Origin of the sequence: Streptomyces sp. NBC_00569, from assembly GCF_036345255.1 — a bacterium.
Classification (GTDB): domain Bacteria; phylum Actinomycetota; class Actinomycetes; order Streptomycetales; family Streptomycetaceae; genus Streptomyces.
The window spans coordinates 6147997-6173671 of record NZ_CP107783.1 but is presented as its reverse complement, the minus strand read 5'-3'; the positions used below and the strand labels follow the sequence as shown (position 1 = coordinate 6173671).

Annotated in this window: 27 protein-coding genes and 1 pseudogene; 11 read left to right on the top strand and 17 right to left on the bottom strand. The window is 69.8% G+C overall.

Annotated elements, in window-relative coordinates:
• Nucleotides 1-42: 42 nt before the first annotated feature.
• Entirely contained in the window at nt 43-795 is a 753-nt protein-coding gene (locus OHO83_RS27785; RefSeq protein ID WP_266670971.1) for an MBL fold metallo-hydrolase, read from the bottom strand.
• Between the two features lie 207 nt (nt 796-1002).
• On the opposite strand from OHO83_RS27785, the gene OHO83_RS27780 reads away from it, so the two are divergent.
• Entirely contained in the window at nt 1003-1452 is a 450-nt protein-coding gene (locus tag OHO83_RS27780; RefSeq protein ID WP_330279867.1) for a type II toxin-antitoxin system PemK/MazF family toxin, read from the top strand.
• A 181-nt stretch (nt 1453-1633) separates the two neighbouring features.
• Here the strand turns inward: OHO83_RS27780 and OHO83_RS27775 are convergent, their stop codons facing one another.
• The 7 genes from OHO83_RS27775 to clpS form a co-directional block, all read right to left on the bottom strand.
• Entirely contained in the window at nt 1634-2584 is a 951-nt protein-coding gene (locus tag OHO83_RS27775; RefSeq protein ID WP_266670975.1) for a PLP-dependent cysteine synthase family protein, read from the bottom strand.
• A 5-nt stretch (nt 2585-2589) separates the two neighbouring features.
• Nucleotides 2590-2868, bottom strand: a complete 279-nt coding sequence (locus OHO83_RS27770) for a MoaD/ThiS family protein (protein WP_330279866.1) — start codon at nt 2866-2868, stop codon at nt 2590-2592.
• Nucleotides 2869-3004: 136 nt separating this feature from the next.
• Nucleotides 3005-3109, bottom strand: coding sequence for a putative leader peptide (locus OHO83_RS27765; RefSeq protein WP_323136349.1), 105 nt, complete (start codon nt 3107-3109; stop codon nt 3005-3007).
• Nucleotides 3110-3212: 103 nt separating this feature from the next.
• On the bottom strand, nt 3213-3629 hold the full coding sequence (locus OHO83_RS27760; protein WP_266670978.1) for a M67 family metallopeptidase: 417 nt from the start codon (nt 3627-3629) through the stop codon (nt 3213-3215).
• A 119-nt stretch (nt 3630-3748) separates the two neighbouring features.
• A complete protein-coding gene (locus OHO83_RS27755; protein ID WP_330279865.1) occupies nt 3749-5224 on the bottom strand; it encodes an amino acid permease in 1476 nt (491 codons plus the stop codon).
• A 356-nt stretch (nt 5225-5580) separates the two neighbouring features.
• Nucleotides 5581-6186, bottom strand: a complete 606-nt coding sequence (locus tag OHO83_RS27750) for a DUF2017 domain-containing protein (RefSeq protein WP_266670982.1) — start codon at nt 6184-6186, stop codon at nt 5581-5583.
• Between the two features lie 35 nt (nt 6187-6221).
• Entirely contained in the window at nt 6222-6539 is a 318-nt protein-coding gene (gene clpS / locus OHO83_RS27745) for an ATP-dependent Clp protease adapter ClpS (protein WP_100593970.1), read from the bottom strand.
• A gap of 81 nt (nt 6540-6620) precedes the next feature.
• Here clpS and OHO83_RS27740 point away from each other — a divergent pair, with 81 nt between their 5' ends.
• Both OHO83_RS27740 and OHO83_RS27735 read left to right on the top strand, forming a co-directional pair.
• Nucleotides 6621-7964 (top strand): nicotinate phosphoribosyltransferase, encoded by a 1344-nt coding sequence (locus OHO83_RS27740; RefSeq protein WP_266670985.1) that lies wholly within the window; start codon nt 6621-6623, stop codon nt 7962-7964.
• Between the two features lie 73 nt (nt 7965-8037).
• Nucleotides 8038-8622, top strand: coding sequence for an isochorismatase family protein (locus OHO83_RS27735; protein WP_266670987.1), 585 nt, complete (start codon nt 8038-8040; stop codon nt 8620-8622).
• A 231-nt stretch (nt 8623-8853) separates the two neighbouring features.
• Here the strand turns inward: OHO83_RS27735 and OHO83_RS27730 are convergent.
• Together OHO83_RS27730 and OHO83_RS27725 are read right to left on the bottom strand one after the other, a co-directional pair.
• Nucleotides 8854-9159: pseudogene (locus OHO83_RS27730) on the bottom strand (hypothetical protein); the annotation flags it as partial.
• 122 nt (nt 9160-9281) lie between these two features.
• The gene (locus OHO83_RS27725; protein WP_330279864.1) at nt 9282-11678 is read right to left on the bottom strand and encodes an immune inhibitor A domain-containing protein; all 2397 of its coding nucleotides are present in this window, start codon (nt 11676-11678) and stop codon (nt 9282-9284) included.
• A 397-nt stretch (nt 11679-12075) separates the two neighbouring features.
• Here OHO83_RS27725 and OHO83_RS27720 point away from each other — a divergent pair, with 397 nt between their 5' ends.
• A complete protein-coding gene (locus OHO83_RS27720) occupies nt 12076-12402 on the top strand; it encodes a hypothetical protein (RefSeq protein ID WP_330279863.1) in 327 nt (108 codons plus the stop codon).
• 36 nt (nt 12403-12438) lie between these two features.
• On the opposite strand, the gene OHO83_RS27715 is transcribed toward OHO83_RS27720, so the two are convergent.
• Both OHO83_RS27715 and OHO83_RS27710 read right to left on the bottom strand, forming a co-directional pair.
• Nucleotides 12439-13209, bottom strand: a complete 771-nt coding sequence (locus OHO83_RS27715; RefSeq protein ID WP_266670993.1) for an RDD family protein — start codon at nt 13207-13209, stop codon at nt 12439-12441.
• Between the two features lie 99 nt (nt 13210-13308).
• A complete protein-coding gene (locus OHO83_RS27710; protein ID WP_330279862.1) occupies nt 13309-14949 on the bottom strand; it encodes an RDD family protein in 1641 nt (546 codons plus the stop codon).
• Nucleotides 14950-15170: 221 nt separating this feature from the next.
• On the opposite strand from OHO83_RS27710, the gene OHO83_RS27705 reads away from it, so the two are divergent.
• The gene (locus tag OHO83_RS27705; protein ID WP_266670997.1) at nt 15171-15650 is read left to right on the top strand and encodes an SsgA family sporulation/cell division regulator; all 480 of its coding nucleotides are present in this window, start codon (nt 15171-15173) and stop codon (nt 15648-15650) included.
• 52 nt (nt 15651-15702) lie between these two features.
• Here the strand turns inward: OHO83_RS27705 and OHO83_RS27700 are convergent, their stop codons facing one another.
• Entirely contained in the window at nt 15703-17073 is a 1371-nt protein-coding gene (locus OHO83_RS27700; RefSeq protein ID WP_266670999.1) for an FAD-binding oxidoreductase, read from the bottom strand.
• Nucleotides 17074-17181: 108 nt separating this feature from the next.
• Between OHO83_RS27700 and OHO83_RS27695 the strand changes: the two genes are divergently transcribed.
• Nucleotides 17182-18825: a tetratricopeptide repeat protein gene (locus OHO83_RS27695; RefSeq protein ID WP_266671001.1), complete on the top strand. Its 1644-nt coding sequence runs from the start codon at nt 17182-17184 to the stop codon at nt 18823-18825.
• A gap of 27 nt (nt 18826-18852) precedes the next feature.
• On the opposite strand, the gene nthA is transcribed toward OHO83_RS27695, so the two are convergent.
• From nthA to hppD, 4 genes are read right to left on the bottom strand one after another with little or no spacing between them, the layout of a single operon-like run.
• Complete coding sequence (gene nthA, locus OHO83_RS27690) at nt 18853-19440, bottom strand: nitrile hydratase subunit alpha (protein WP_330279861.1); 588 nt, start codon at nt 19438-19440, stop codon at nt 18853-18855.
• Nucleotides 19440-19715: an SH3-like domain-containing protein gene (locus tag OHO83_RS27685; RefSeq protein ID WP_323186874.1), complete on the bottom strand. Its 276-nt coding sequence runs from the start codon at nt 19713-19715 to the stop codon at nt 19440-19442. Before OHO83_RS27685 ends, nthA begins: the two co-directional genes overlap by 1 nt.
• A complete protein-coding gene (locus tag OHO83_RS27680) occupies nt 19708-19992 on the bottom strand; it encodes an SH3-like domain-containing protein (RefSeq protein ID WP_116512741.1) in 285 nt (94 codons plus the stop codon). The genes OHO83_RS27685 and OHO83_RS27680 overlap by 8 nt, the downstream gene beginning before the upstream one ends.
• 22 nt (nt 19993-20014) lie before the next feature.
• Nucleotides 20015-21169 carry a 4-hydroxyphenylpyruvate dioxygenase gene (gene hppD / locus OHO83_RS27675; protein WP_266671005.1) on the bottom strand — a complete coding sequence of 385 codons (1155 nt, stop codon included), beginning with the start codon at nt 21167-21169 and terminating at the stop codon, nt 20015-20017.
• A 122-nt stretch (nt 21170-21291) separates the two neighbouring features.
• Between hppD and OHO83_RS27670 the strand changes: the two genes are divergently transcribed.
• From OHO83_RS27670 to OHO83_RS27650, 5 genes are all read left to right on the top strand, one after another.
• Nucleotides 21292-21762 carry an Lrp/AsnC family transcriptional regulator gene (locus OHO83_RS27670; protein WP_266671007.1) on the top strand — a complete coding sequence of 157 codons (471 nt, stop codon included), beginning with the start codon at nt 21292-21294 and terminating at the stop codon, nt 21760-21762.
• 131 nt (nt 21763-21893) lie between these two features.
• On the top strand, nt 21894-22541 hold the full coding sequence (locus OHO83_RS27665) for an ABC transporter permease (RefSeq protein ID WP_266671009.1): 648 nt from the start codon (nt 21894-21896) through the stop codon (nt 22539-22541).
• Between the two features lie 91 nt (nt 22542-22632).
• Nucleotides 22633-23838 (top strand): betaine/proline/choline family ABC transporter ATP-binding protein, encoded by a 1206-nt coding sequence (locus OHO83_RS27660; RefSeq protein ID WP_266676382.1) that lies wholly within the window; start codon nt 22633-22635, stop codon nt 23836-23838.
• On the top strand, nt 23835-24695 hold the full coding sequence (locus OHO83_RS27655; RefSeq protein ID WP_266671011.1) for an ABC transporter permease: 861 nt from the start codon (nt 23835-23837) through the stop codon (nt 24693-24695). Before OHO83_RS27660 ends, OHO83_RS27655 begins: the two co-directional genes overlap by 4 nt.
• Nucleotides 24692-25660, top strand: a complete 969-nt coding sequence (locus OHO83_RS27650; protein ID WP_266671013.1) for a glycine betaine ABC transporter substrate-binding protein — start codon at nt 24692-24694, stop codon at nt 25658-25660. Before OHO83_RS27655 ends, OHO83_RS27650 begins: the two co-directional genes overlap by 4 nt.
• The last annotated feature ends 15 nt before the right edge of the window (nt 25661-25675 follow it).

Sequence of the window (25675 nt, the reverse complement as noted above, 5' to 3'; positions counted from 1 at the left end):
CCCGGAACCGATGCGGTTCCGGGGGCCTTCGTCATGCCGGGCTCAGATCTCGTACACCCGCCCGGCCGCGGCCAGTTCGGCCGGTCCGGCGTACACGGCGCGGGCGTCCGCGAGGTTGGCCTGAGGGTCCGTCCACGGCGGGATGTGGGTGAGGACGAGGCGGCGGGCACCGGCCCGGGTGGCGGTCGCACCCGCCTCGCGGCCGTTGAGATGAAGGTCGGGGATGTTCTCCTTGCCGTGCGTGAACGCCGCCTCGCACAGGAACAGGTCGGTGTCCGCGGCGAGTTCGTCGAGCGTGGCGCACTCGCCCGTGTCCCCGGAGTACGTGAGTGACCTGCCGCCGTGCTCGACGCGGATGCCGTACGCCTCGACGGGGTGGCACACCTTCTCCGTGCGCACGGTGAACGGGCCGATCTCGTGCCAGCCCGGCTTCACGGTGTGGAAGTCGAAGACCTCACTCATCGAGGAGGCGGAGGGCGTGTCCGCGTACGCCGTGGTGAGGCGCTGTTCCGTGCCCTCGGGGCCGTAGACCGGGATCGGGGCGCAGCGGCCGCCGTCGTGGCGGTAGTAGCGCGCCACGAAGTAGCCGCACATGTCGATGCAGTGGTCGGCGTGCAGATGGCTGAGGAAGATCGCGTCGAGGTCGTAGAGACCGCAGTGGCGCTGCAGCTCGCCCAGGGCGCCGTTGCCCATGTCGAGTAGCAGCCGGAAGCCGTCGGCCTCGACGAGGTAGCTCGAGCAGGCCGAATCCGCGGACGGGAACGACCCCGAGCAGCCGACGACGGTGAGCTTCATAAGAGCCGGAACCTCCGCGCTGGCAGTCAGAGAGCGGGATGGGAACAGTAGGAAAAGGGGGCTAGCGGTCCGTCGAGCGTAAGGCGCAAAAGGGCCGGTCGCTCCTCAGTCGTGGGCCGTTGTGGGAGAACTCACCTGTGCTGTCACCGGTTCGGGGGGCGTGCGTCCGGTGCGGCGTCGCGCCGGTGCACGGGTACCGTCTCCCTTATGGACACGTCATGGTGGCTCGCGCTCGCCGCGGTGCTGCTGCTCGCGCTCGTCGCGACACTCGTCGACGGATGGGGGCGCGGGCACCGTCGGCCCGGCGGCCGGACCCGCCCGCCGCGGGGGCCGCGCGCACCGGGTGCGCGGCCGCAGCCGGGCGAGATCTGGTGGGCGCTGGTGCCGTACGAGGACGGGCCGGGCGGCAAGGACCGGCCGTGCCTCGTGCTGACGGTGCGCCGGCGGAGGGCACGCGTCGCGAAGATCACCAGCAAGTACCACGACGAGCGGGCCGGGGTGATCGCGCTGCCGCCCGGCTCCGTGGGCGACGCGCAGGGCAGGCCGAGCTTCCTGGAGACGGACGAGCTCCGCGAGGTCGCCGTGGGTGACTTCCGGCGCAGGGCCGGGGTGCTGGACCCGGTGGTGTGGGACCAGGTCCGGCATCTGGCGCGGTGACGCGGGAGCCGGCCTACGCCCTTGCGGGCCTACGTGACAGCGACTTACACGGAAGCGGGCCGAGCGGGCCCGAGTGAGGACGGGCGCACCTGAAAACGGGCTTTTGTGGAAGCGGGCTCACGCGAGAGCGGGGGCCGGGCCGTGATGCTGCCGGCCCGGCCCCCGCTTCGACGGTTCGTGCTCACGCCCAGAGCTGGCCGTGCAGCGTCTCGATCGCTTCCTCCGTCGTGGCCGCCGTGTAGACGCCGGTCGACAGGTACTTCCAGCCGCCGTCGGCGACCACGAAGACGATGTCGGCGGACTCCCCGGCCGCGACCGCCTTGCGGCCGACGCCGATCGCCGCGTGCAGGGCCGCTCCGGTGGAGACTCCCGCGAAGATGCCCTCCTGCTGGAGGAGTTCACGGGTGCGGGTCACCGCGTCGGCGGAGCCGACCGAGAAGCGGGTGGTCAGGACGGAGGCGTCGTACAGCTCGGGGACGAAGCCCTCGTCGAGGTTGCGCAGGCCGTAGACCAGGTCGTCGTAGCGCGGCTCCGCGGCGACGATCTTGACGTCCGGCTTCTGTTCGCGCAGGTAGCGGCCGACGCCCATGAGCGTGCCCGTCGTGCCGAGGCCCGCCACGAAGTGGGTCACGGACGGCAGGTCGGCGAGGATCTCGGGGCCGGTCGTCGCGTAGTGGGCGCCCGCGTTGTCCGGGTTGCCGTACTGGTAGAGCATCACCCAGGCCGGGTGCTGCGCGCTCAGTTCCTTGGCCATGCGGACGGCGGTGTTGGAGCCGCCCGCCGCGGGCGACGGGATGATCTCGGCACCCCACATCGCGAGCAGGTCCCTGCGCTCCTGCGAGGTGTTCTCCGGCATGACGCACACCATGCGGTAGCCCTTGAGGCGGGCCGCCATGGCGAGCGAGATGCCGGTGTTGCCCGAGGTCGGCTCGAGGATGGTGCAGCCGGGGGTGAGCCGGCCGTCCTTCTCGGCCTGCTCGATCATGTGGAGCGCGGGGCGGTCCTTGACCGAGCCCGTCGGGTTGCGGTCCTCGAGCTTCGCCCAGATCCGTACGTCCTCGGACGGCGAGAGCCGCGGCAGCCGCACCAGGGGCGTGTTGCCGACCGCGGCGAGCGGGGAGTCGTACCGCATCCCGATCAGGCCATGCCGCCGGCCACGGCCGGCAGGATCGTGACGTTGTCGCCATCGGCGAGCTTGGTGGCGATGCCGTCGAGGAAGCGGACGTCCTCGTCGTTCAGGTAGACGTTCACGAAGCGGCGCAGCTGCTCACCGTCCACGATGCGGGCCTGGATGCCCGTGTGGCGGGTCTCGAGGTCGGCGAAGAGCTCGGCGAGCGTGTCCCCGCTGCCCTCGACGGACTTCTGGCCGTCGGTGTAGGTACGGAGGATGGTCGGGATGCGGACCTCGATGGCCATGGCTGGACTCCAGTGACAGGGGAGAGTACGGAAGGGCTTTGGCGTGCGCTGAAACAGCGGTACCCACGACACGTCGGACCGGCGGACGGAGTCCGCCGCAGCGGCCCGAAGCCTGCGGAGCAGTGCGCGGGGCGCGTCAGGAATCGGGACAGATGGCGCTGGCGAGGCGGCACAGGTCGACGTGGAGGCGCGCCACGAGCAGCATGCCCGGCGTCTTGTCGCTCACGTCGTGAAGAACCATGGGGTCATCGTATCGATTCCCGTCCGGGATCCCGGAGTGTGATCTCACCATGTGGTCGATATCCGTCCGAAGAGTGGGACGCGTCCGGGATGGGGCGCCATGACTACGCGGTGACCTCGACCTCTTCCTCGGTCACGACGCCCTCGACGATCCGGAAGGAGCGGAACTGGAAGGGGCCCGCGTCGTCGGTGTCCGCGGTGGAGACGAGGACGTAGTGGGCGCCCGGCTCGTTCGCGTACGTGATGTCGGTGCGGGAGGGGTGGGCCTCGGTCGCGGTGTGCGAGTGATAGATGATCACGGGCTCCTCGTCCCGGTCGTCCATCTCGCGGTACAGCTTCAGCAGGTCACCCGAGTCGAACTCGTAGAACGTGGGTGAGCGGGCGGCGTTGAGCATCGGGATGAAGCGCTCGGGCCTGCCGGTGCCCACCGGTCCCGCGACGACGCCGCACGCCTCGTCGGGGTGGTCGGCGCGCGCGTGGGCCACGATCTGGTCGTAGAGGGCCTGGGTCAGGGTCAGCATGGGGCTCAGGATAAACAGACGGGCCCTCCCGTACCGGAGTGCGGTACGGGAGGGCCCGGATGCTGAGACGTGGGGTGTTGCCCCGGAACTGCTCGGACTGCTTGAACTGCTTGCGTCGACTACTTGGACTGCGTCGGCTGCTCGGACTGCTTGCGCTTCGCGAACGCCGCGCTCTGCGGGTTGCGGCTGCGCAGGACGACGTACGAGATGCCGAGGATGACGGCCCACAGGGGCGCGCAGTAGAGCGAGACGCGGGCGTCCTTGTCGATGCCCATGAGCACGATCACCATGCCGATGAAGGCGAGCGCCAGGATGCTGGGGACGATGCCGCCGGGGGCCTTGAAGGAGGACTGGGGCAGTTCGCCGCGGTCGGCCTTGATGCGGTAGCGGATCTGGCAGATCAGGATGACGATCCAGGCCCACATGCCGGAGATGGTGGCGAAGGAGACGACGTAGTTGAACGCCTCGCCGGGCCACTGGTAGTTGATCCAGACACCGACCAGCATCATCGCGGCGGAGACCGTCGTGCCGATGAGGGGCGTGCCGGACTTGGTGAGCTTGGTGAAGAACTTCGGGCCCTGGCCGTTGAGCGCGAGGTCGCGCAGCATGCGGCCGGTGGAGTACATGCCGGAGTTGCAGGACGACAGGGCCGCGGTCAGGACGACGAAGTTGACGATGGCGGCGCCGACGCCGAGGCCCATCTTCTCGAAGGCGGCGACGAACGGGGAGACACCCGGCTGGAAGTTCGTCCACGGCACGACCGAGAGGATCATGATCAGCGCGCCGACGTAGAAGACAGCGATGCGCCACGGCACGGTGTTGATGGCCTTGGGCAGGACGGTCTTCGGGTCCTTGGACTCGCCCGCGGTGACGCCGACGAGCTCGACGGCGAGGAAGGCGAACATGACCATCTGCAGGGTCATGAGGGTGGAGCCGATGCCGTTCGGGAAGAAGCCGCCGTCGGACCACAGGTGCGTGACGGAGGCGGTGTCGCCCGCGTCGGAGAAGCCGACCGTGAGGATGCCGGCGCAGATGAGGATCATGCCGACGATCGCGGTGACCTTCACCATCGAGAACCAGAACTCCAGCTCACCGAAGAGCTTCACGGAGATCAGGTTCACGGCGTAGAGGATGAGGGTGAAGACGAGCGCGGTGAGCCACTGCGGAACGCTGTCGTGGGTCCAGTACTTCATGTACTGGGCGGCCGCGGTGACCTCGGTGATGCCGGTGACGACCCAGAAGAGCCAGTACGTCCAGCCGGTCACGAAGCCCGCGAAGGGGCCGATGAACTCACGCGCGTACTCCGAGAAGGAGCCGGAGACGGGGCGGTACATGAGGAGCTCGCCGAGCGCCCGCATGATGAAGAAGATGACGAGGCCCGCGATGGCGTACGCGAGGATCAGGCTGGGGCCCGCCTTCGAGATGCCCTTGCCCGCACCGAGGAAGAGGCCGGTCCCGATGGCGCCGCCGATGGCGATCATCTGGATCTGCCGGGCACCGAGTCCGCGCTGGTAACCCTCGCCCTCACCGGACTCACCGGGGGCCTGCACGGCCTCATTGCCGTCGTGTTGTTTGCCGACCTGCACTGAGGTCATGGTGTTGCGCCTTTCTCCATGCCGATCCGTGCCGCTGCGGCTCGGATCGACTGTGACGATCCTCGGGGTCTGGCCCCTGGATGGATGGAGCTGTGCCTACCGGCGGTCTGCCGGTCGGGGCGCACCCGACGGGACAGGGGTGGCGTCCGTCGGGCGGTCGTGAAGATTTATCACGACGGCAACACTGATCGAGAAAGGCACGTGTGGCACACACCACTGGAAAAACCGGACAAAAAACCCCTCGTGCGGCATACAAGACTGCTCAAGTGACAGGATCGTTATCCGGAATTGAGCAACCGCTGAGCGAACGCGCTTACATATGGACGCTCGGACTCCGCTCGATATGTCCTGACAGGTCAGGGCATAAGGGTTTCGACCAGAGTCTCCTGGAGCCCGCCCAGCCACAGGTACGCCATCACCATCGGCTTGCGCGGGTCCTCGTCGGGGAGCCGGTAGAGGAGATCCGTGTCCTCCTCGTCGGTGATGTCGAGGCGGGTGCCGATCGCGAGGCGCAGATCGTTGAGCGCGCGCATCCAGCGCAGGGACTCCTCGGGCGAGAGCTTGAGAACCGCTCCCCCTTCACCGGCGGACGTCAGCGCGTCCAGCGAGCGGATCACCGCGAGCGCGTCCTCGCGCTTGCCGGCCCGCAGGTCGTTCTCGGTGAAGCGCCTGAACTCGGAGGAGTGCGCGCGCTGTTCGTCCGCCTTGTCCGCCGTCGCCTCCTCGTTGCCCGGACCGCCGTAGGCGTCGGGGAAGAGGCGCTGGAGCACCGGGTCGGACGGCGGCTCGCTCGGGCCCTCGGCGAAGAGTTCGGCGAGCGGGTCGTCGGGCGCGTCCCCGCCGGGCCCGGGGCCGATCAGCTCCATGAGCTGGACCGCCAGGGAGCGGATGATCGAGATCTCGACCTCGTCGAGCGCGACGGCAGCGCCGCCGCCGGGAATCGGTTCGAAGTGTCCTGGCATCAGGTGCGTCGCTACTCCGTCGCTGCTTGCGTGCGCTACTTGCGGTCCTGCTGAAGGGTGGCCCACAGACCGTAGCCGTGCATGGCCTGAACGTCGCGCTCCATCTCCTCGCGGGACCCGCTGGAGACGACCGCACGGCCCTTCTGGTGCACATCGAGCATCAGCTTGGTGGCCTTGTCCTTCGAGTACCCGAAGTACGTCTGGAAGACATACGTCACGTAACTCATGAGGTTGACCGGGTCGTTGTGTACGAGCGTGATCCAGGGGACGTCCGGCTCGGGCACGGCGAAGGTCTCCTCCGCCGACTCGGTGCGTTCGATCTCAAGGGGTGCAGGAGCCGTCACACAGCCCATGCTGCCACTAGGGGGCGGCGACCGCACAAACGGGCCACGGAAATCGTCACACTGACGCTAATTGGGGGTAGCATCCCGGATATGAACACAGCGGACCTTGGCCTGCCGGTGGATGTTCCGTCGACAGCGCTCTTCACCGATCACTACGAGCTCACGATGCTCCAGGCCGCGCTCAAGGCGGGCACGGCCGACCGGCGCTCGGTCTTCGAGGTCTTCACGCGCAGGCTGCCCGAGGGCCGCCGCTACGGCGTCGTGGCAGGCACCGGCCGGGTGCTGGACGCCGTCGAGAACTTCCGCTTCGACGCCGGCGAACTGAACTTCCTGCGCGAGCGCGCCATCATCGACGAACGGACCCTCGAATGGCTGGCCGCCTACCGCTTCAGCGGTGACATCTGGGGCTACCCCGAGGGCGAGGTGTACTTCCCCGGCTCCCCCGTCCTGCGGGTCGAGGGCACCTTCGCGGAGTGCGTCCTGCTGGAGACGGTGATCCTCTCCATCCTCAACCACGACTCGGCGATCGCCGCCGCCGCCTCCCGCATGGCCTCCGCCGCGGGCGGCCGGCCGCTGATCGAGATGGGCGCGCGCCGCACGCACGAGCTGGCCGCCGTCGCCGCGTCCCGCTCCGCGTACGTGGGCGGCTTCGCCACCACGTCGGACCTCGCGGCCGGCTTCCGGTACGGGATCCCGACCGTCGGCACGTCCGCGCACGCCTTCACGCTGCTGCACGACACCGAGCGCGACGCGTTCCGCGCGCAGGTCGACTCCCTCGGCGAGGGCACGACCCTGCTCGTGGACACGTACGACGTCACGGAGGCCGTGCGCCTCGCCGTGGAGATCGCGGGGCCCGGGCTCGGCGCCGTGCGCATCGACTCCGGAGACCTGCTGCTCGTCGCGCACCGTGTGCGCGGGCAGCTCGACGAGCTCGGTGCCACCGAGACGAAGATCGTCGTCACCTCCGACCTCGACGAGTACGCCATCGCCTCGCTCGCGGCCGCGCCCGTGGACGCGTACGGAGTGGGAACCCAGCTGGTCACCGGCTCGGGGCACCCGACGTGCTCGATGGTCTACAAGCTCGTCGCGCGCGCCGAGTCCACCGATCCGAAGGCGCCGCTGCTGCCCGTGGCGAAGAAGTCCATGGGCGCGAAGACGTCCGTGGGCGGCCGAAAGTGGGCCGCGCGGCGACGCGACGAGCAGGGGGTCGCCGAGGCCGAGGTACTCGGCACGGGTCCGGTCCCGGCCGACCTCGTCGACCGACAGCTCCTGGCCGAGCTGGTCAAGGGCGGCACGGTCGTGGCCCGCGAGCCGCTGGACGCGGTGCGCGAACGGCACATCGAGGCGCTCGACGGGCTGCCGCTCTCGGCGAAGCAGCTGTCGCGCGGGGAAGCGGTGATCCCTACGGAGTATCTGGTGAACACGCCCGCCTAGCGGTCGAACGCCCTCTCCCGCAACGCACTTCAAGTCTCTACGCTCGAAGTCTCCCAGTAGAAGGACACCTCCTATGCGCCGCGCACTGATCGTCGTAGATGTACAGAACGACTTCTGTGAGGGAGGCAGCCTCGCGCTGGCGGGCGGGGCGGATGTGGCCGCGGCCGTCACCGAGCTGATCGGGCAGGCGCCCGCCGGGTACCGGCACGTCGTGGCCACCCGCGATCACCACATCGCGCCCGGTGACCACTTCTCCGAGTCCCCGGACTACGTCCACTCCTGGCCCCCGCACTGCGTGGCGGGCACGGAGGGGGTCGGGTTCCACCCGAACTTCGCGCCCGTCGTCGCGTCCGGCGCGATCGACGCCGTCTTCGACAAGGGGGCGTACGCGGCCGCGTACAGCGGGTTCGAGGGGCTCGACGAGAACGGGGTGTCCTTGGCGGACTGGCTCCGCGGGCGGGGGATCACCGAGGTGGACGTGGTCGGGCTCGCCACGGATCACTGCGTTCGCGCCACCGCGCTGGACGGGGTGCGGGAGGGGTTTCGGGTTCAGGTGCTGCTCGATCTGACGGCCGGCGTGGCCGCGGGGACCACCGCGGCGGCGCTGGAGGAGATGCGGGGCTCGGGTGTCGAGCTGAGCGGTAAGCCCGTCGTCTGAGTTCTTCGCGCCCTGGCCCGCCGAGTTCCTCCTGCCCGGGCCCGCCTCTGCCCGGCCGTATCGATGTGCGGCTCCGTCGCGTGGCCCGGCGATCTGCCCGGGCTCCTCCCCTCAGACGCCGGACGGGCTGGAATGGCCGGAGTGGCCCCGGAAGGCCGAGCCGGAGAAGCCGGAGGAGCCGGAGAAGCCGGAGCCGGAGGGGCGGCTGGAGTGGCCGGCCCGGTCGGGGTGTCTCGGTCTCATGAGCGTTCTGATCGGGTGCCACAGTTCGCCCGCCGTGCAGCGGGGGGCGGCTCGCCAGAGCAGACCGTCCGGGTGGTGCAGGACCGCTGTGACCTCGTCGGGCGTGGGGGGCTCCGCGTTGCCCCTCAGGTAGATCGCCCGCAGGCCCAGGTTGCGCAGCCGGGTCAGGGCGCGGGCGCGGTTCGCCGCGTGCACCAGGACCCGTACCGCACCGTCGCCCGGCGACGGGCTGGGCACGGTCAGCGCCACCACCACGCTGCCGTTCGGCAGCTTGCAGAACCCTCCTGCGGACATGATTGTCACACCCCCGTGAGACGTAGTGTCAATAAGAAACCCACAGGACGCACCTAAACACGATCGGCCGCCGCCCGCTAGAGGGCGACGGCCGATCATGCTCTGACCTGCGGCGATGTGGACTACTTCGCCGAGGGGCCCACCTTCACCGTGATCGACGAGCCGTCGAGCGGCTGCCCGACGATCGAGATCCGGGTGTTGGTGTCAGTTGTCTGGACACTGCCGGTGGAGTTCTCCTTGTACCAGTACGTGCCCTTGTGGTCGTCGAAGACCGGAACGCCCAGCTGTGCCGGGATCTTGGTCTCGACGCCGAGCTTGTGCAGCGAGAAGCCCGGGTTCGGGAACCAGCTGAACGCGGCGTCGTACGGCTGGATCTTGTTGGTGATGTACTTGCCGTCGGCCCACTTGAGCGGCTTGGCGTGAGCGTCGACCGGCAGGATCAGACCCTTGCCGGGGTGCTGACCGACGTTGTTGTTGCGCTGCGAGGTGTCCCACTGCCAGATCATCAGGCCGGGACGGTACGAGTAGTGCTCGACCCAGTCGTTCTTCGCGCCGCCGTCACGCCAACCGAAGTTGTACGGACCGACCTTGAGGGTCTTGTCGTAGGAGACGTACTGGCGGTTCTCCGCGAGGTAGAACTGCGGGAAGTCGCCCGTCACGGAGGCGCCGACGCGCGAGAAGCCGCGCGCGGTCCAGCCGTTGTCGTCACCCTCGGCGTTGTCGGTGAACAGCGCCTGGCCGTCCGCCTTGACCGTGAGGTTGTCGGCGGTGAAGCCCATGCCGCCGGCGCCGCCGTCCGTCTTGTAGCGGAAGCGGACGCTGATCTTCTTGCCCGCGTAGGCGTCCAGCGGGAACACCAGGTGCTGGAACTTGCCGGAGACACCGGTCAGGGCCGGCTTGTCGCCGCCGTCGCGCGGGATGGTGACGCCGTCGGCGGTGCCGTCGATCGTCTTCCAGCTGGCGCCGTCGTCCGCGGACACCTGCGTGTACAGGTAGTCGTAGTCCTTCTCGATGTCGTACCAGCCGTCGAGTTCGAGGGCCGCCTTCGACTTGCCGGTCAGGTCGACCTGGCGCGTCAGGGTGTTGGAGAGGTCGTCACCGTAGTCCGACCACCACTGCTTCGCGCCCTCGGTGGGCTTCACGATGTCGGTGGTGACGTTCTTCTTCTCGGGCAGCTCGACGACGAGAGCCTGCTTGCGCTTGGTGTTGTACTCCGAAACACCCAGCGTGTGCGTCGACTTGGTCGCCGCCTTGGCCTTGTCGTAGTTGAGCCAGCCGAGCTGCAGCTTGTCCCAGGCGGTCATGTCGCCCGGCATGTCGCCGATGGAGTCCTTGCCGGTGCCGAGCCAGGAGCCGGCCGACATCAGGGACCAGAAGCCGACCGAGTTCTCACCGCTGTACGTGGTGTCGTACAGGTCCGGCAGGCCCAGGTCGTGGCCGTACTCGTGGGCGAAGACGCCGAGGCCGCCGTTCTCCGGCTGCATCGTGTAGTCGCCGACCCAGATGCCGGTGTCGCCGACCGGGGTTCCGCCCGCCTTGAAGCCGGTCGGACCCGTGTCGCCGTCGTCGCGGCCGTAGGCGTAACCGCGGTGCGCCCACAGGGAGTCGCCGCCCTGCGCGCCGCCGCCGGCCGACCCGTCCTCGCCCGCGTGGACGATCTGGAAGTGGTCGATGTAGCCGTCGGGCTCGTTGAAGTTGCCGTCGTTGTCGTGGTCGGTACGGTCCCACTGGTCGTACTGGGACAGGTCCGCCTTGATGTCGGCGTCGGACTTGCCGGCCGCCTTCTGCTGCTCGACCCACGCGGTCACGCCGTCGCGGACCAGGTCCTCGACGTTCGGGCAGTTGTCGGCGCCGCAGTAGTTGGAGCCGTAGCGGGCCTCGTTGTACGGGACCTTGACCCAGTCCGAGACCTCGCCGTCGACCGAGTAGCGGCCCGACGACGTCTTCTCGTAGTAGGTCTTCAGCGAGTCGACCCCCTTGCCCGTACCGAAGTACAGGTCCTGGAAGTGCTTGCTGCTGTAGTCCTTCTGCCAGGCCGTGCTGTTGTTCGTGGCACGGTCCGGCTCGGCTATCCGGTTGTGCAGCGGGCCGGGCGTGCCGCCGTACTTGGGCTTCAGGTCAGGCGTGTCGTCGTCGGCGCGGTCGACCAGCGTCGTGTTGTCGACCTTGTCGCCGAACTCCGTCAGGATCGTGAAGATCTTGTCGGTCCGCTCCCGGCCCAGCTCGACGTACTTGTCCTTGCCGAGCTTCACGACCTGCGAGCCGTCGCGCTTGACGACCTTCGACTTCCCGGAGAGCACCTGCTCCAGCGCGGTCTTGCGCTGCTGCTCCATCTGCTGGCTGAAGGGGCCGCCGATGACGTGCCCCTTGCCCCCGTACGTCTTGCCGTGCGACGTGGAGCTTCCTACGGCCGGGGTGTCGGCCTGGGCGCCCGTCGCGAGGACCGATCCGGCAGCCGCGGTCGCGGCCAGCGTCACGAGCACGGCGGCGGATCTCAACGCCCGTCTCTTGGTGGTCACTTGATGGTTCCCCTCCTCCGTGGCGTTTCAGCCACGTATCACAAGTGACGCTATTTGACCGGAGGTGAAGGAGAAATAACAGACCTTGACTGGGACAACCGAAGTGCACTATGCAGTGGCGCAACACCGATAATCGGACGCGGACTTCCCCCCAACGGGCGCGTCGAATCGTCCACTTCGTGGACTCGATGACTCCGTGCGCCCCCCGTGCACCGGCACCGTGGGTTAGGTCACGCTTACCGACCGTTCCTCTCGGGCATGCGTCGGATTAGAGTCATTTGACGGCACGCTACGGCCAAGTCGACCTGGCTCCGCATCCCTTACATATGCAGCTGCCAATGGCTCCTGCTATACGCCAGTGAAGTAAGCATCCGCTGTCCCGAGGACGGATAACGCCATGCCGCGTCCGACTGCCGCACAGCTCGCCTACGGTTCCGCGACCGTGATCTTCTCGACACTCGCCATGCTGCTGTTGTCGCAGACGAGTTCGGGCCTCGGCGTCGCGGTCATCGCCCTGGCCGCACTCGGCCTCGGTCTCCTCGTGGCGCTGACGGTCCCCCTGCCCAAGTCGCGGCCCGCCGCCGCGCCGGCGACTGCCGCCGCGGCGGAGGAGCGGATGTCGGTGCAGCGTGCGACCGTGCCCTCGGCGGCCGCCCCGCAGGCCGCCCCCGAGTCCGTCTACGAGGTCGCGCCGTCCGGCACACGCGGACCGGCGGGCCCGTGAACCACGGACCCGCCGGAAGCACCACCCCGCGTCTGCTCAGCCGGTGCTGACCACCACCGTCTTCGCGGCCTTGTCGTGCAGGCCCTGCTTGTAAGGCTTGTCGAAGAAGCTCCAGCCACCACAGAACGCGGTCCAGATGCAGGCGCAGCAGAACACGGCCGGCAGCCACAGGACCGCGGCGCGCACCAGGTTGGTCTGGACGCTGGGCGTGGCACCGTCGTTGAGGTTCGCCACGCGCAGCTTGAACAGCCGCTTGCCCAGGGTCTGGCCGGTCCTCGCGGTCAGGAAGGTGTCGTACCCGATGTAGAGGACCGCGGCGAGGACGGACTGGCCGAACTGCCGGCCGTACTGGATCTTGTCGGGGTTCGTCTGGTACGTGGCGATCCCGAACGCCCAGGACAGCAGCCCCACGACGATGCTGACCAGGATGATGTCGATGATCCGCGCGAGCACGCGCTTGCCGCTGTCCGCCAGCGGCGGCATCCCGGCCAGCGGGTCATCCCCGTAGGGGCCGCCACCATAGGGGTCACCCCCGTAGGGGCCACCTCCACCACCACCGCCGTACGGGGGCGGCGGGGTGCCGCCGGGCGGGGGCGGCGGGGAGTCGTACGGATTCCCCGAGCCCGGGGGGTTCTGGGGACCCTGCGGACCCTGGGGGTTCTGAGGACCCTGAGGGTTCTGCGGAGTGCCGTACGGGTCCTGCGGGCCGTCGTACGGTGAGCCGCCGCCCTGGGACGGCGGCGGCTTTCTGAACGGGTCGTCTTCCGGAGGCTGGCCTGAGCCGGGGGGCGGCGGTTCGGTGCTCATGGCCCGAGTCGACCGCGAACCCCCCGATTCCGCATCCGGCGAGCCGCCGTCCGGAGTACGACGGCCCGCCCGTGCGCCCGCCGAGCGGGACGGCCGGGGTCAGCCAGCGACGAACGTACGGGCCGCCTTGTCGTGCCAGCACTGGCGCCACGGCCGGTCGAACAGGCACCACAGCACACCGACGACGCCGATGGCCAGCAGGCCGGTCACGCTGTACACCAGCCAGCGCCGCAGCGCCGCGCCGAACGTCGGCGCCTCGTGCTCCTCGATGTCCCGCACCTGGAGCCCGCACACCTTCTTGCCCAGGGTGCGGCCCCACTTGGCGGTCGGCAGGGCCTCGTAGAGGACTCCTGCGACGAGGAGGACGGCGAGGACGATGCCGAGGTAGGCGCCCGTCGTGCCGTCCAGCAGCCAGACCGTGGCCTCGCGGCCCGACGCCTTCGCCGCGTCGATCTTCCCGTCGATGTGGTCGACGGCCTTGGTGCCGAGCGGAACGGCCGCCACCGCGGTGACCGCGCCGAGCACCACCGAGTCGATGAGCCGCGCGGCAAGACGCTTGCCGAGGCCCGCGGGCCGCGCCGACGCCTGCGCCTGGGCTGCCGCCAGGAACGGGTCGTTGGCCACGGGCTTCCACGGCGTGACGGGGCCTTCCGGCTCCGCGGGTTCGCCTGCGGCGGGCTGAGCGGGCTGCGCGGCCTGAGGCCGGGCGAGCTGGTGCACCTGCTGCGCCCAGGAGGGCGAACCGCCACCGGGGCCGGAGGTCATCGGGGTGGCGGAGGCGTCACCGGCGGCCTGCGGCGGGACCGCACCGGGGCGGCCGGCCTGGGGCTGCTGCGCCGGAGTGGGCGCCTGGGGCGCGTGCGGGTGCAGGGGGGCGGCTTGCGGGGCGTGCGCCTGGTGGGCCTGCGCTTGCTGGGCCTGCGCTTGCTGGGCCTGGGGCTGTTGGGCCGGCCCCTGCGGGGCGAAACCCGGCTGAGGCTGGGGCTGCGGCTGGGAGCCGGAGCGGGGCTGAGCGTCGGCCTGCCGGGACGCGGGCTGCTGGGCCGCCTGCGGGTGCTGGGCGATGGGCTGTTGGGGCTGAGCATGCTGGGCCTGAGCTTGCTGGGCCTGTGCTTGCTGACCCTGCTGACCCGGAACCTGCTGACCCTGCCCCTGCCCCTGCTGGCCCTGTAGCGCAGGCCCTTGCTGGCCCGGCACCTGACGAGCGGGCAGCGCCCGCATCGTCATCGTGCCCTCGGGGCGGTCCGTGGGCGGGGTGGGGCGGCGGAACGTGACGGTCCCGTCCGTGGGCGGCGTCGGGGGCACCGGCTGTGCCGGGCGGTTCGTGCCCGCACGGTCCGCGCGCTCCTCCTGCTGCGGAGCAGGCACGCGCGGGTCGGTGCCCCAGGACACACGGCGGTCCTGCTCGCCGCCGAAGCCGGTCTGGCGGGACGCGTCCGCCTGCCAGGCCGTGGCGGGTTCGGGTGCGGCCGGCTCGTCCGAGTACCGCTCCGGCTCCTCGTCGAGGAAGACCGGGCCGGTCTCCTCGAGGGACGCGGGCGCGGGCGTGGGGGTGGGCTCGGGGGCCGGGGTCACCCCGGCGGGGGCGGCGAGAGGTTCGCCGTCGGACGGGGCCGGGCGGCTCGTGCCGGGCACCCACGCGGCACCGTTCCAGTACCGGACATATCCGGGAATGGACGGGTCGGGGTAGTACCCGTCGCGGGGCCTGTCGTCGCCGGGTGCCGGAGTTGGGGCGCTCATGTCCGTCGTCCCGTATCTGCTCGGGGTTTTGTTGGGGGTCCACATCTATCAGACCACCGCCCGCCACCGGGCGGGTCCGCCCGTACGGACCACTTTCCGGGGACGTCCGAAAAAACTTTCCGGAACTCGCGTAATGCTCCGCGCCCTTCGCCCTCTCTCCTTGCACGGGCCCGCTCTCGCGAGCCCTCGCACGCCCCGTACGAGGAGAGGAAACGCACGACATGCACACCGTGGTCGAACGCGAACTCGAGCTGAGGCTCGTCCTGTCGCCCGAGCGCAGCATCCCTGTGCCTGCCCGGCTCACCTACCGGACCGACGACCCGTACGCCGTCCACATCGCCTTTCACATCGGCTCCGAGCACCCGGTCGACTGGACGTTCGCGCGCGAGCTGCTCGTGGAGGGGGTGTTCCGGCCGTGCGGGCACGGGGACGTGCGCGTGTGGCCGACGAAGGTCGACCGCCGCAGCGTCGTCCTCATGGCGCTGAGTTCACCGGACGGCGACGCGCTCCTGGAGGCGCCCGCCGCCGCGGTGTCCGCCTGGCTGGAGCGGACACTGCGGGTGGTCCCTCCGGGCTCTGAGTCCGGGCGGCTCGGCATCGACGACGGCCTCGCCGAACTGCTCGCTCCCGCCTCGGGCCGCGCCGACGACCTGTGGCTGCGCGACCCGTGGCCCTCGGACGAGTCCCAGGACGGTGAGTGAGCGCGCGTCCCACGGGGGTGGATGCGGGCCGACCGGCCACGGGTGGCGGGCGTCAGAAGAGTTTGCCCGGGTTGAGCAGGCCGAGCGGGTCGAAGGCCGCCTTGACGGCGCGCTGCATCTCGATGCCGACCGGGCCGAGCTCGCGCGCCAGCCACTCCTTCTTGAGTACGCCGACGCCGTGTTCGCCGGTGATGGTCCCGCCGAGTTCGAGACCGAGCGCCATGATCTCGTCGAAGGACTCGCGGGCCCGCCGGCCCTCGTCGGCGTCCTGGGCGTCGAAGCAGACGGTGGGGTGCGTGTTGCCGTCGCCCGCGTGGCAGCAGACGCCGATCGTGAGGCCGTACTTCTCGGCGATGCGGTCGACGCCGGTGAGCATCTCGGCGAGCCTCGAGCGCGGCACGCACACGTCGTCGATCATCGTCGTGCCCTTGACCGCTTCGAGTGCGGTGAGCGAGAGGCGCCGGGCCTGGAGCAGGAGTTCGGACTCGGCGGCGTCCTCGGCGGGGACGACCTGGGTCGCGCCCGCGGCCTCGCACAGGGCGCCGACGGCGGCGAGGTCGGCGGCCGGATCGAGGGTGTCGAAGGCCGCGAGGAGCAGTGCCTCGGTGGTCTCGGGGAGCCCCATGTTCGCCATCGCGTTGACGGCCTTCACGGTCGTACGGTCCATGAGTTCGAGCAGCGACGGGACGTGACCGCCCTCCATGATCTTGCAGACCGCGTCGCAGGCGGCGTCCGTGGAGGCGAATTCGGCGGCCAGGACCAGCTGCTGCGGCGGCTCGGGCTTGAGCGCGAGTGTGGCCCGTACGACGATGCCGAGGCTGCCCTCGGAGCCGACGAACAGACGCGTGAGGTCGTAGCCCGCGACGCCCTTGGCCGTGCGGCGTCCCGTGGACAGGAGCCGGCCGTCGGCGAGGACGACGTCGAGCCCGAGGACGTACTCCGCCGTCACCCCGTACTTCACGCAGCACAGGCCGCCCGACGCCGTGCCGATGTTCCCGCCGATGGTGCACATCTCCCAGCTGGACGGGTCCGGCGGGTAGTAGAGGCCCTTCTCGTTGACGGCGCGGGAGAGCGTGGCGTTGATGACGCCCGGCTCGACGACCGCGATCCTGTCGACGGTGTTGATCTCCAGGATGCGGTCCATCTTGACCAGGGACAGCACGATGCAGCCCTCGGACGCGTTCGCCGCGCCGGAGAGGCCCGTGCGGGCGCCCTGGGGGACGACGGGGACGCGAAGCTCCGTCGCCGTGCGCATCACGTGCTGGACCTGCTCGACGGTGCGGGGCAGCACCACGACGGCCGGTGCCCCCGCGTCGCAGAAGCTGGCCATGTCATGGGCGTACGAGGCCGTGACGTCGGAGTCGGTGAGGACCGCCCCGGCCGGCAGGCCTTCCTGAAGTCGTTCGACGAGTGTGCGGCTCATGATCACAGCCTCGCACTCGGGGCCATCGGTGTGAACCCGTCTGCGGCGGCCTTCACCTGCCGGGATGTTGCCGTGATGTGCTCTTCGTATTGACGCACAGTGTGCGCCATGAAGACCGAGGAGATCGAAGCGGAACAGCAGGCCCCGGCCGCTGTCCCCGAGCCGCGGCCCGGGCTGTCACCGCTGGTGAGAGGTGTGCTGATCAGCGCCGTCGCGGGGTCCGTGACGGTCGGCGGCATCCTGCTGGCGCCCTCCTCGCCGGAGCCCGCCCGGGCGCCCGCTCCCGGGTCCGCCGGTCGCGCGGTGACCGCGGAGGCCGCCGGGGCCGCCGCGTCGCTGGCCGATCTGACGGCCCTCATCAGGGATCGCGAGGCATATCTGCGGGCCTATCCGCGTGACGACCGGTCGTGGGCGGTGCTCGGGGCCGCCTACGTGGAGCGGGGGACGCGGACGGCCGACTCGGCGTACTACCCGAAGGCGGAGCGCGCCCTGCAGACCTCGCTGAAGACGCGGCCCGCCGGGAACGTGGACGCCCTGAACGGGCTCACCGCGCTCGCCGACGCGCGGCACGACTACCGCACCGCGAAGAAGTGGGGCGAGGCGTCCTTGAAGCTGGCTCCGAAGCGGTGGACGACGTATCCGCTGCTCATCGACGCCTACGGGCGGCTCGGGGACTACAAGGCCGTGGACCGGGCCCTGGAGACGCTGACGAAGCTGCACTCGGGCGCGGCCGTGATGGCGCGCGAGGGACAGGTCTACCGGGACCGCGGCTGGCGTGACGACGCGCTCGCGTCGCTGACCGACGCGGCGGCGCTCGCCTCGACGCCGTCCGAGCAGGCCGCGTGTCTGCACCGGGCGGGCGAGCTGACGTGGGAGCGAGGCGAGCCCGCGAAGGCGCTGAACTACTTCACCCAGGCCCTCGCGGCCGACCCCGACCACGACGCGTCGCTCGCCGGGAAGGGCCGCGCCCTGGCGTCGCTGGGCCGTAAGACGGAGGCGGTCCAGGCGTACCGGAGCGTGCTCGCCAAGTACCCCCGGCCCGAATACTCCCTGGAACTGGGCGAGTTGTACGAGTCGATCGGGTTCGGCGACGCGGCGAAGGCACAGTACGACCTGCTGCGGAAGCGGGTCGCCGCGGACGGGGCGAACGGGGTCGACGACTCACTCCTCCTCGGCCGGTTCGAGGCGGACCACGGGGACCCGCGGGCGGCCGTGACCCGGCTGCGGGCCGAGTGGAAGCGGGCGCCGAGCGTGCAGACCGCGGACGCGCTGGGCTGGGCGCTGCACAAGGCGGGCGACGACAAGGAGGCGCTGAAATACGCGCAGCGCGCGACGGACCCGGAGCACGGAGGCACCGTACGCAGTGCGCTGATCGCCTATCACCGGGGGGAAGTGGAAAGGGCGTTGAAGCTGGACGGGCCCGCCCGCCGGCACATCGGCGAGGCCCTGCGCGTCAACCCGGCGTTCTCTCCGCTCCTGTCCCCGCTCGCGAGGGAGGCGCTGGCCGCGCTGGGCTCCCCGCCGGCCGGCGGGCACGACGGGACGCGGGAGCCGGTGGCGAAGGCGGCACCGACGTCGGGGGCCCACCCGGCGCCCCGCCGCCCCGAATCCCGGCGTCCGGCGAGCCAAAGCCCCGCGGCACGCCCCCCTGCGGCCCGACCGACCGCCCCCGTCGTACCGCCCAAGCCCGCGGCCCCGGCCAAGCCGTCGCCCCGGCAGGCCCCTCAGGCGCCCAGGTCCCCGGGCGCGTGACCCCTGGAAGCCGGAATCCCCTGCCCCCTAGAGCACACCCGTCCCGATGAGCCCGTTCCGCGTGATCAGGGACGCCAGTTCGTCCTCGCTCAGGCGGTCCGTTCCCGCGGGGCGCCTGGGCAGGACCATGTACCGCGTCTCCGCGCTGGAGTCCCAGACCGTGATGTCCACGGACTCCGGGAGCGTCACGCCGAACTCGGCGAGGACACCGCGCGGGTCCCGCACGACGCGGGAGCGGTACGCCTCGCTCTTGTACCAGCCGGGCGAGGGGCCGAGCAGGCGCAGGGGATAGCAGGAGCACAGCGTGCAGACGATGACGTTGTGCGTGCCGGCGGTGTTCTCGACGACACGCAGCCGCTGCTTCTGAACTCCCCCGGCGGAGAAGCCAAGTTCACCCACCGCCGAGGTGCCGTCGGCGAGGAGCCGCTCGCGGTAGGCCGGGTCGGTCCACGCACGGGCCACGACCTTCGCGCCGTTCACCGGCGAGGCGCCCGCCAGGAATCCGTCGATGACCTCGTCGACGGTGTCGCCCCCGACGATGCCCTGCGCCTCCAACAGGCTTTCCAGGCGCCGTACCTGACGGGAGATCACCGCGTCCTCGTGCGTACCGGCCATCACTCGGCCTCCCTCAGATAGCTCTCCGACAGGTCCAGTACGACGTGGTGGTCGCCCTCACCCCACAGCTCGCGTGCCGCGAACCGGACCGCGTAGATCATCTCGACGGGGGCGTCGTCCCGACCCTGCGCGCGCACGTCGGCGAGCGGTGCCCGCCCCTCCGGCTCGACCACGACACCGAGCTTTCCGCGGGCATAGCGCGGCAGGCGCGTGTGGTGCGCCGGGTCGTGCGGGTACGTGCGGACGTGGGCGCCGGCCGCGAACCGGTCAGTCATCGCGCAGCGCCCCTTCCTCGATGACGCCCTTGCGTTCGAGGAGCGTGCGGATCGCATGGAACCAGCGCTCGTAGTACGAGGCCGCGAGGTACTCGCCCGGCGGCATCGTCTCGATGGCGTCCCTGAACTCGTCGAGGTTGAAGACCCCTTTGACGAGGAGTGCGCGCTGGAGGGCGAAGACGCGAGCCTCCCAGTCCGCGTGAAAGGGCTCGGCGTCGTCGGTGGTGTCGATGGCGCCGAACCCTGTCATGCCGCCCACGTCATTGATCCTGGCCATGAGACCAGCCTAGACGCGCTCCCTACAGATTGCCGCGCTTCTCCTGCTCACGCTCGATCGCCTCGAAGAGCGCCTTGAAGTTGCCCTTTCCGAAGCCCATCGAGCCGTGCCGCTCGATCATCTCGAAGAAGACGGTCGGCCGGTCCTGGACCGGCTTGGTGAAGATCTGCAGGAGGTAGCCGTCCTCGTCGCGGTCGACGAGGATCTTCAGCTCGCGCAGCGTCTCGACGGGCACGCGCGTCTCGCCGGCCCACTCGCCGAGGGTGTCGTAGTACGAGTCGGGGGTGTCCAGGAACTGGACTCCCGCGGCGCGCATGGTCCGTACGGACGCGACGATGTCGTTCGTGGCGAGCGCGATGTGCTGGACGCCGGCTCCGCCGTAGAACTCCAGGTACTCGTCGATCTGGGACTTCTTCTTGGCGATGGCCGGCTCGTTGATCGGGAACTTGACCTTGAGCGTGCCGTCGGCGACGACCTTCGACATCAGCGCCGAGTACTCGGTCGCGATGTCGTCGCCCACGAACTCCTTCATGTTCGTGAAGCCCATGACCTTGTTGTAGAAGCCGACCCACTCGTTCATCTTGCCGAGCTCGACGTTGCCGACGCAGTGGTCGACGGCCTGGAAGGTGCGCTTGGCCGGCGGCTCGACGATCGGGTCGGCCGCGGCGAAGCCGGGCAGATAGGGGCCGTCGTACCCGGTGCGCTCGACGAGCGTGTGCCGGGTCCTGCCGTACGTGGCGATCGCGGCCCGCACGACGGTGCCGAACTCGTCCTTGGACTCGTACGGCTCCGTGATGCCGCGGGCGCCGTGCTCGACGGCGTACGCGTACGCGGCGCGGGCGTCCGGGACCTCGATGGCGAGATCGACGACGCCGTCGCCGTGCTCGGCCACATGGTCGGCGAGGAAGTGGCCCCAGTCGGTGGAGGCCTTGATGACGGAGGTGAACACGAAGCGGGCGGAGCCGTTCGTGAGCACGTAGGAAGCCGTCTCGCGGCTGCCGTTCTCCGGGCCCGAGTAGGCCACGAGCTTCATGCCGAAGGCGGTCGAGTAGTAGTGGGCGGCCTGTTTGGCGTTGCCCACGGCGAAGACGACCGCGTCCATCCCCTTCACCGGGAAGGGGTCGGCCTCGCGCGCGGTGTCGGGGGTGGGCTGGATGTGCGCAGAAGTAGCTGCCATGGCCCGAGGCTCTCTCCGAACCACAAGATGCGCAATAGTTTGTGATTCCGGTAGTCAATCTGCTCAGCGGATCGTCAATATGGGCGAGCGATCTGTACAGGATGACCACCACGGAGGCCCGTATGGCGATCGATCATCTGGACGGACAGCTGATCCTGCTGCTCGCGCGCGAGCCCCGGATCGGGGTCCTCGAGGCGTCCCGGCGCCTGGGCGTCGCGCGCGGCACCGTGCAGGCACGCCTCGACCGGCTTCAGTCGAACGGAGTCATCCGCGGCTTCGGACCTCAGGTCGACCCGGCGGCCCTCGGCTATCCGGTCACGGCGTTCGCCACGCTCCAGATCCGGCAGGGCCAAGGAGCCGACGTCAGGGCGCACTTGACCACGGTCCCCGAGGTCCTCGAACTCCACACGACGACCGGCAGCGGCGACATGCTGTGCCGCCTCGTTGCCCGCTCGAACGCCGATCTCCAGCGTGTGATCGACCGGGTCGTGGGTTTTGATGGCATCGTCCGGGCTTCCACCGCGATCGTCATGGAAAACCCCGTTCCGCTGCGGATCATCCCGCTCGTGGAGCAGGCCTCGTCGGATGCGTGACGCGTACGTCCCCGACGCTCACGGAGTCCGCCCGGACGAGGTGAGTGCCGGCGCTGCGTCATCCCGGGGACGACCCCGGACCACCGGCTGAAGCCGGCCGGACGTCAGCCCGGCGCAAGGAGGTGAGGCCCGTGAACTTCTGGGAGTACATCAGCACAGCCCATCAGCAGCTGCTGGCGGACGCCTACCAGCAGGCCAGCGCCGTCTTCCAGTGCATGGTCGCCGCGACCGTCATCGGCGTGGTGCTCGGTGTGATCACCTACCGCAGCGAGTGGGCGGGCAACCTCGCCACCGTCACGACCTCGACCATCCTGACGATCCCCTCACTCGCCATGATCGGTCTGCTCATCCCGATCGTCGGCCTCGGTGTCCCGCCCACCGTCATCTCGCTCACCCTGTACGGGCTGCTGCCCATCGTGCGGAACTCGATCGTGGGCCTGCGGGGCGTGGACCCCTCCCTGATCGACGCGGCCCGCGGCATCGGTATGTCCCGCACGGCCCGGCTCGCCAAGGTGGAGCTGCCGCTCGCCTGGCCGCCGATCCTCACCGGGATCCGGGTCTCCACCCAGATGCTGATGGGCATCGCCGCCATCGCGGCCTACGCGTCGGGACCCGGGCTCGGCAACGAGATCTTCCGCGGCATCGCGTCCCTGGGCAGCAAGAACGCGCTGAACCAGGTGCTCGCGGGCACGCTCGGCATCATCATCCTCGCGCTCCTCTTCGACGCCGCGTACGTCCTCATCGGCCGCCTGACCATCCCGAGGGGGATCCGTGTCTGACTCCCTGCCCGAGGCCCCCACGGCCGGCGCCACGGCGACCGTCACCGCCGATGGCGGCACCGGGGAGTCCGGCTCCACGACCGGGGCGACGATCGAGCTGGAGAACCTCACCAAGCGCTACCCCGGATCCGCCGCGCCCGCCGTGGACAACGTCAGCCTGGAGATCAAGGCGGGCGAGACCGTCATCTTCGTAGGACCCTCGGGCGGCGGCAAGACCACCCTCCTCAAGATGATCAACCGGCTCATCGAGCCGACCAGCGGCCGTATTCGGATCGGTGGCGAGGACGTCACGGACATGGACCCGGTGAAGCTCCGCCGCAAGATCGGCTACGCGATCCAGTCCTCCGGCCTCTTCCCGCACATGACGGTCGCGCAGAACATCGCGCTGGTGCCGAAGATGATCGGCTGGTCCAAGTCGAAGATCAAGGCGCGTGTCGAGGAGATGCTGGACCTGGTCGGCCTCGATCCCGCCGAGTTCCGCGGCCGCTACCCACGCCAGCTCTCCGGAGGCCAGCAGCAACGCGTCGGCGTGGCACGGGCGTTGGCGGCCGACCCGCCCGTGCTCCTGATGGACGAGCCGTTCGGCGCCGTCGACCCGATCACCCGCGACCACCTCCAGGACGAGCTGATCCGCCTCCAGCGCGAACTGCACAAGACGATCGTGTTCGTCACCCACGACTTCGACGAGGCGATCAAGATCGGCGACCGCATCGTGGTGCTGCGCGAGCGCTCGCACATCGCCCAGTTCGACACCCCCGAGGCCATCCTCACCAACCCCGTCGACGACTTCGTGTCCGGCTTCGTCGGCGCGGGCGCCGCCCTCAAGCGCCTCAACCTCACCCGCGTACGGGACGTGGAGGTCACCGACTACCCGACGGTGCAGGTCGACGACCCCCTCCAGACCATCTTCGACAAGCTGCGCGACGCGGGCACCAACGAACTGCTCCTGCTCGACAAGCGGCGCCGCCCCTACAAGTGGCTGCGGCGCGGCGACCTGATGCGCGCCAAGGGATCGCTGGCCCGCGCGGGCACCCTCGTGCACGACACGGTGACCTGGGACGCGACCCTGCGCGACGCGCTCGAAGCGGTCCTGACCGACAACGCGGGACGCGTCGCGGTCACCGGGCGGCACGGCGTGTACGAGGGAGTCGTCGACATGGAGACGCTGATGAACTCCGTGCACGAACTCCTGGACGCCGACCGGCTCGAAGCCGTGGAGCACCAGCACGAACTGGAGGAGCTGCGGGCCCACCAGACCCACCAGGAGCAGGAAGGCGAGGGGGGACCGAAGGCGTGAACACCCCCAAGTCGCCCCCGGACAAACGCCCGGAGGGCGAGCACGAGGTGAAGGGCCTCGCCTTCCGCGACGAGGGCGAGGCCGAGCAGGAGGCGCCACCGCCGCCGGTCCGCGAGAAGCGGCGGATCTCCTGGCAGAAGCTCACGTTCCTGCCGGCCGTGGTCGCGGTCGTGCTGCTGGCCACCTGGATCTGGTTCCAGCAGGCCACCCTGGACACGATCTCCGAGAACGCCATCGCGGGCGGTGTGGTGTGGAAGCTCCTCAAGCAGCACATCTACCTGACGGTGGTCTCCACGTTCTTCGTGCTGATCATCGCGATCCCGCTGGGCATCCTGCTGACCCGCAAGATGTTCCGCAAGGCGACCCCGGTCGCCCTCGCCTTCGCCAACATGGGCCAGGCCACCCCCGCGATCGGCCTGCTCGCCCTGCTGGTGATCTGGCTGGGCATCGGCCGGCGGTCGGCCCTGATCGGCATCATCATCTACGCGATCCTGCCCGTGCTCTCCAACACGATCGCGGGCCTGAAGGCGAACGACCCCACGCTCCTCGAATCGGCGCGTGGCATCGGCATGTCACCGCTCGGCGTCCTCAGCAAGGTCGAACTGCCGCTCGCCGTACCGCTGATCCTCGCGGGCGTGCGCACGGCGCTCGTCCTGAACGTGGGCACGGCGACCCTCGCCACGTTCGGCGGCGGTGGCGGACTCGGCGTCCTCATCACCACCGGTATCACCACCCAGCGCATGCCGGTCCTCATCCTGGGCTCGATCCTGACGGTCGCGCTGGCCCTGCTCGTGGACTGGCTGGCTTCACTGGCCGAACTCCTGTTGCGGCCACGCGGGTTGGAGGTCCGGGTATGAGGCGTGCGTACCGCGCGGCGGCGGCAGCGGGCCTCGTGGCGTCCCTGCTCGCGGGCTGCGGACTGACCAGCGGCAGCCCGATGGTCGACGACGTGAAGCCGGGCTCGGTCGGCCAGGGCGAACCGCTCAAGGGCGCCAACATCACCGTCACCTCCAAGGAGTTCACCGAACAGCTGATCCTCGGCGCGATGATGGGCATCGCCTTCAAGGCGGCCGGCGCCGAGGTCCTCGACCGCACCGGCATCCAGGGCTCCATCGGCGCCCGCGAGGCCATCAAGAACGGTGACGCGGACGGGATGTACGAGTACACGGGCACGGCCTGGATCACCTACCTGGGCCACTCCACCCCCATCCCGAACCCGCAGGCCCAGTGGCAGGCCGTGCACGACGCCGACCTCAAGAACGGCATCACCTGGCTGCCGCCGTCCGCACTCAACAACACGTACGCGCTGGCCATGAACGAGGCCAACTTCAAGAAGTACGGAACGAAGACCCTCTCGGACGTGGCGGCGCTCGCCAAGAAGAACCCCAAGGCCGTGACGCTGTGTGTGGAGAGCGAGTTCGCCAACCGCGCGGACGGGCTGCCGGGCATGGAGAAGGCGTACGGCATGAACATCCCGACCGCGAACATCACACAGATGGACACCGGGATCATCTACACGCAGGCCGCGAAGGGCACGTGCACGTTCGGCGAGGTCTTCACGACCGACGGCCGCATCAGGGCGATGAAGCTCCGGGTGATGGCGGACGACAAGCACTTCTTCCCGAACTACAACGCGGCCCCGGAGATGAACACCAAGTCCCTGGAGAAGTATCCGGCGATGGCGAAGGTCATCGAGCCGATCACGAAGAAGCTCGACAACACGGTCGCGCAGGAGCTGAACGCGAAGGTCGACGTCGACGGCCAGGACCCGCACGACGTGGCGAAGGACTGGCTGGTGAGGGAGGGCTTCGTGACGGAGTGAGCTGATCCGGCTGCC

Bases quoted from the DNA above. Each gene is read 5' to 3' on its own strand.
- OHO83_RS27785 (WP_266670971.1), bottom strand. From the start codon at position 795: ATGAAGCTCACCGTCGTCGGCTGCTCGGGGTCGTTCCCGTCCGCGGAT.
- OHO83_RS27780 (WP_330279867.1), top strand. From the start codon at position 1,003: ATGGACACGTCATGGTGGCTCGCGCTCGCCGCGGTGCTGCTGCTCGCG.
- OHO83_RS27775 (WP_266670975.1), bottom strand. From the start codon at position 2,584: ATGCGGTACGACTCCCCGCTCGCCGCGGTCGGCAACACGCCCCTGGTG.
- OHO83_RS27770 (WP_330279866.1), bottom strand. From the start codon at position 2,868: ATGGCCATCGAGGTCCGCATCCCGACCATCCTCCGTACCTACACCGAC.
- OHO83_RS27765 (WP_323136349.1), bottom strand. From the start codon at position 3,109: ATGGTTCTTCACGACGTGAGCGACAAGACGCCGGGCATGCTGCTCGTG.
- OHO83_RS27760 (WP_266670978.1), bottom strand. From the start codon at position 3,629: ATGCTGACCCTGACCCAGGCCCTCTACGACCAGATCGTGGCCCACGCG.
- OHO83_RS27755 (WP_330279865.1), bottom strand. From the start codon at position 5,224: ATGACCTCAGTGCAGGTCGGCAAACAACACGACGGCAATGAGGCCGTG.
- OHO83_RS27750 (WP_266670982.1), bottom strand. From the start codon at position 6,186: ATGCCAGGACACTTCGAACCGATTCCCGGCGGCGGCGCTGCCGTCGCG.
- clpS (WP_100593970.1), bottom strand. From the start codon at position 6,539: ATGGGCTGTGTGACGGCTCCTGCACCCCTTGAGATCGAACGCACCGAG.
- OHO83_RS27740 (WP_266670985.1), top strand. From the start codon at position 6,621: ATGAACACAGCGGACCTTGGCCTGCCGGTGGATGTTCCGTCGACAGCG.
- OHO83_RS27735 (WP_266670987.1), top strand. From the start codon at position 8,038: ATGCGCCGCGCACTGATCGTCGTAGATGTACAGAACGACTTCTGTGAG.
- OHO83_RS27720 (WP_330279863.1), top strand. From the start codon at position 12,076: ATGCCGCGTCCGACTGCCGCACAGCTCGCCTACGGTTCCGCGACCGTG.
- OHO83_RS27715 (WP_266670993.1), bottom strand. From the start codon at position 13,209: ATGAGCACCGAACCGCCGCCCCCCGGCTCAGGCCAGCCTCCGGAAGAC.
- OHO83_RS27710 (WP_330279862.1), bottom strand. From the start codon at position 14,949: ATGAGCGCCCCAACTCCGGCACCCGGCGACGACAGGCCCCGCGACGGG.
- OHO83_RS27705 (WP_266670997.1), top strand. From the start codon at position 15,171: ATGCACACCGTGGTCGAACGCGAACTCGAGCTGAGGCTCGTCCTGTCG.
- OHO83_RS27700 (WP_266670999.1), bottom strand. From the start codon at position 17,073: ATGAGCCGCACACTCGTCGAACGACTTCAGGAAGGCCTGCCGGCCGGG.
- OHO83_RS27695 (WP_266671001.1), top strand. From the start codon at position 17,182: ATGAAGACCGAGGAGATCGAAGCGGAACAGCAGGCCCCGGCCGCTGTC.
- nthA (WP_330279861.1), bottom strand. From the start codon at position 19,440: ATGGCCGGTACGCACGAGGACGCGGTGATCTCCCGTCAGGTACGGCGC.
- OHO83_RS27685 (WP_323186874.1), bottom strand. From the start codon at position 19,715: ATGACTGACCGGTTCGCGGCCGGCGCCCACGTCCGCACGTACCCGCAC.
- OHO83_RS27680 (WP_116512741.1), bottom strand. From the start codon at position 19,992: ATGGCCAGGATCAATGACGTGGGCGGCATGACAGGGTTCGGCGCCATC.
- hppD (WP_266671005.1), bottom strand. From the start codon at position 21,169: ATGGCAGCTACTTCTGCGCACATCCAGCCCACCCCCGACACCGCGCGC.
- OHO83_RS27670 (WP_266671007.1), top strand. From the start codon at position 21,292: ATGGCGATCGATCATCTGGACGGACAGCTGATCCTGCTGCTCGCGCGC.
- OHO83_RS27650 (WP_266671013.1), top strand. From the start codon at position 24,692: ATGAGGCGTGCGTACCGCGCGGCGGCGGCAGCGGGCCTCGTGGCGTCC.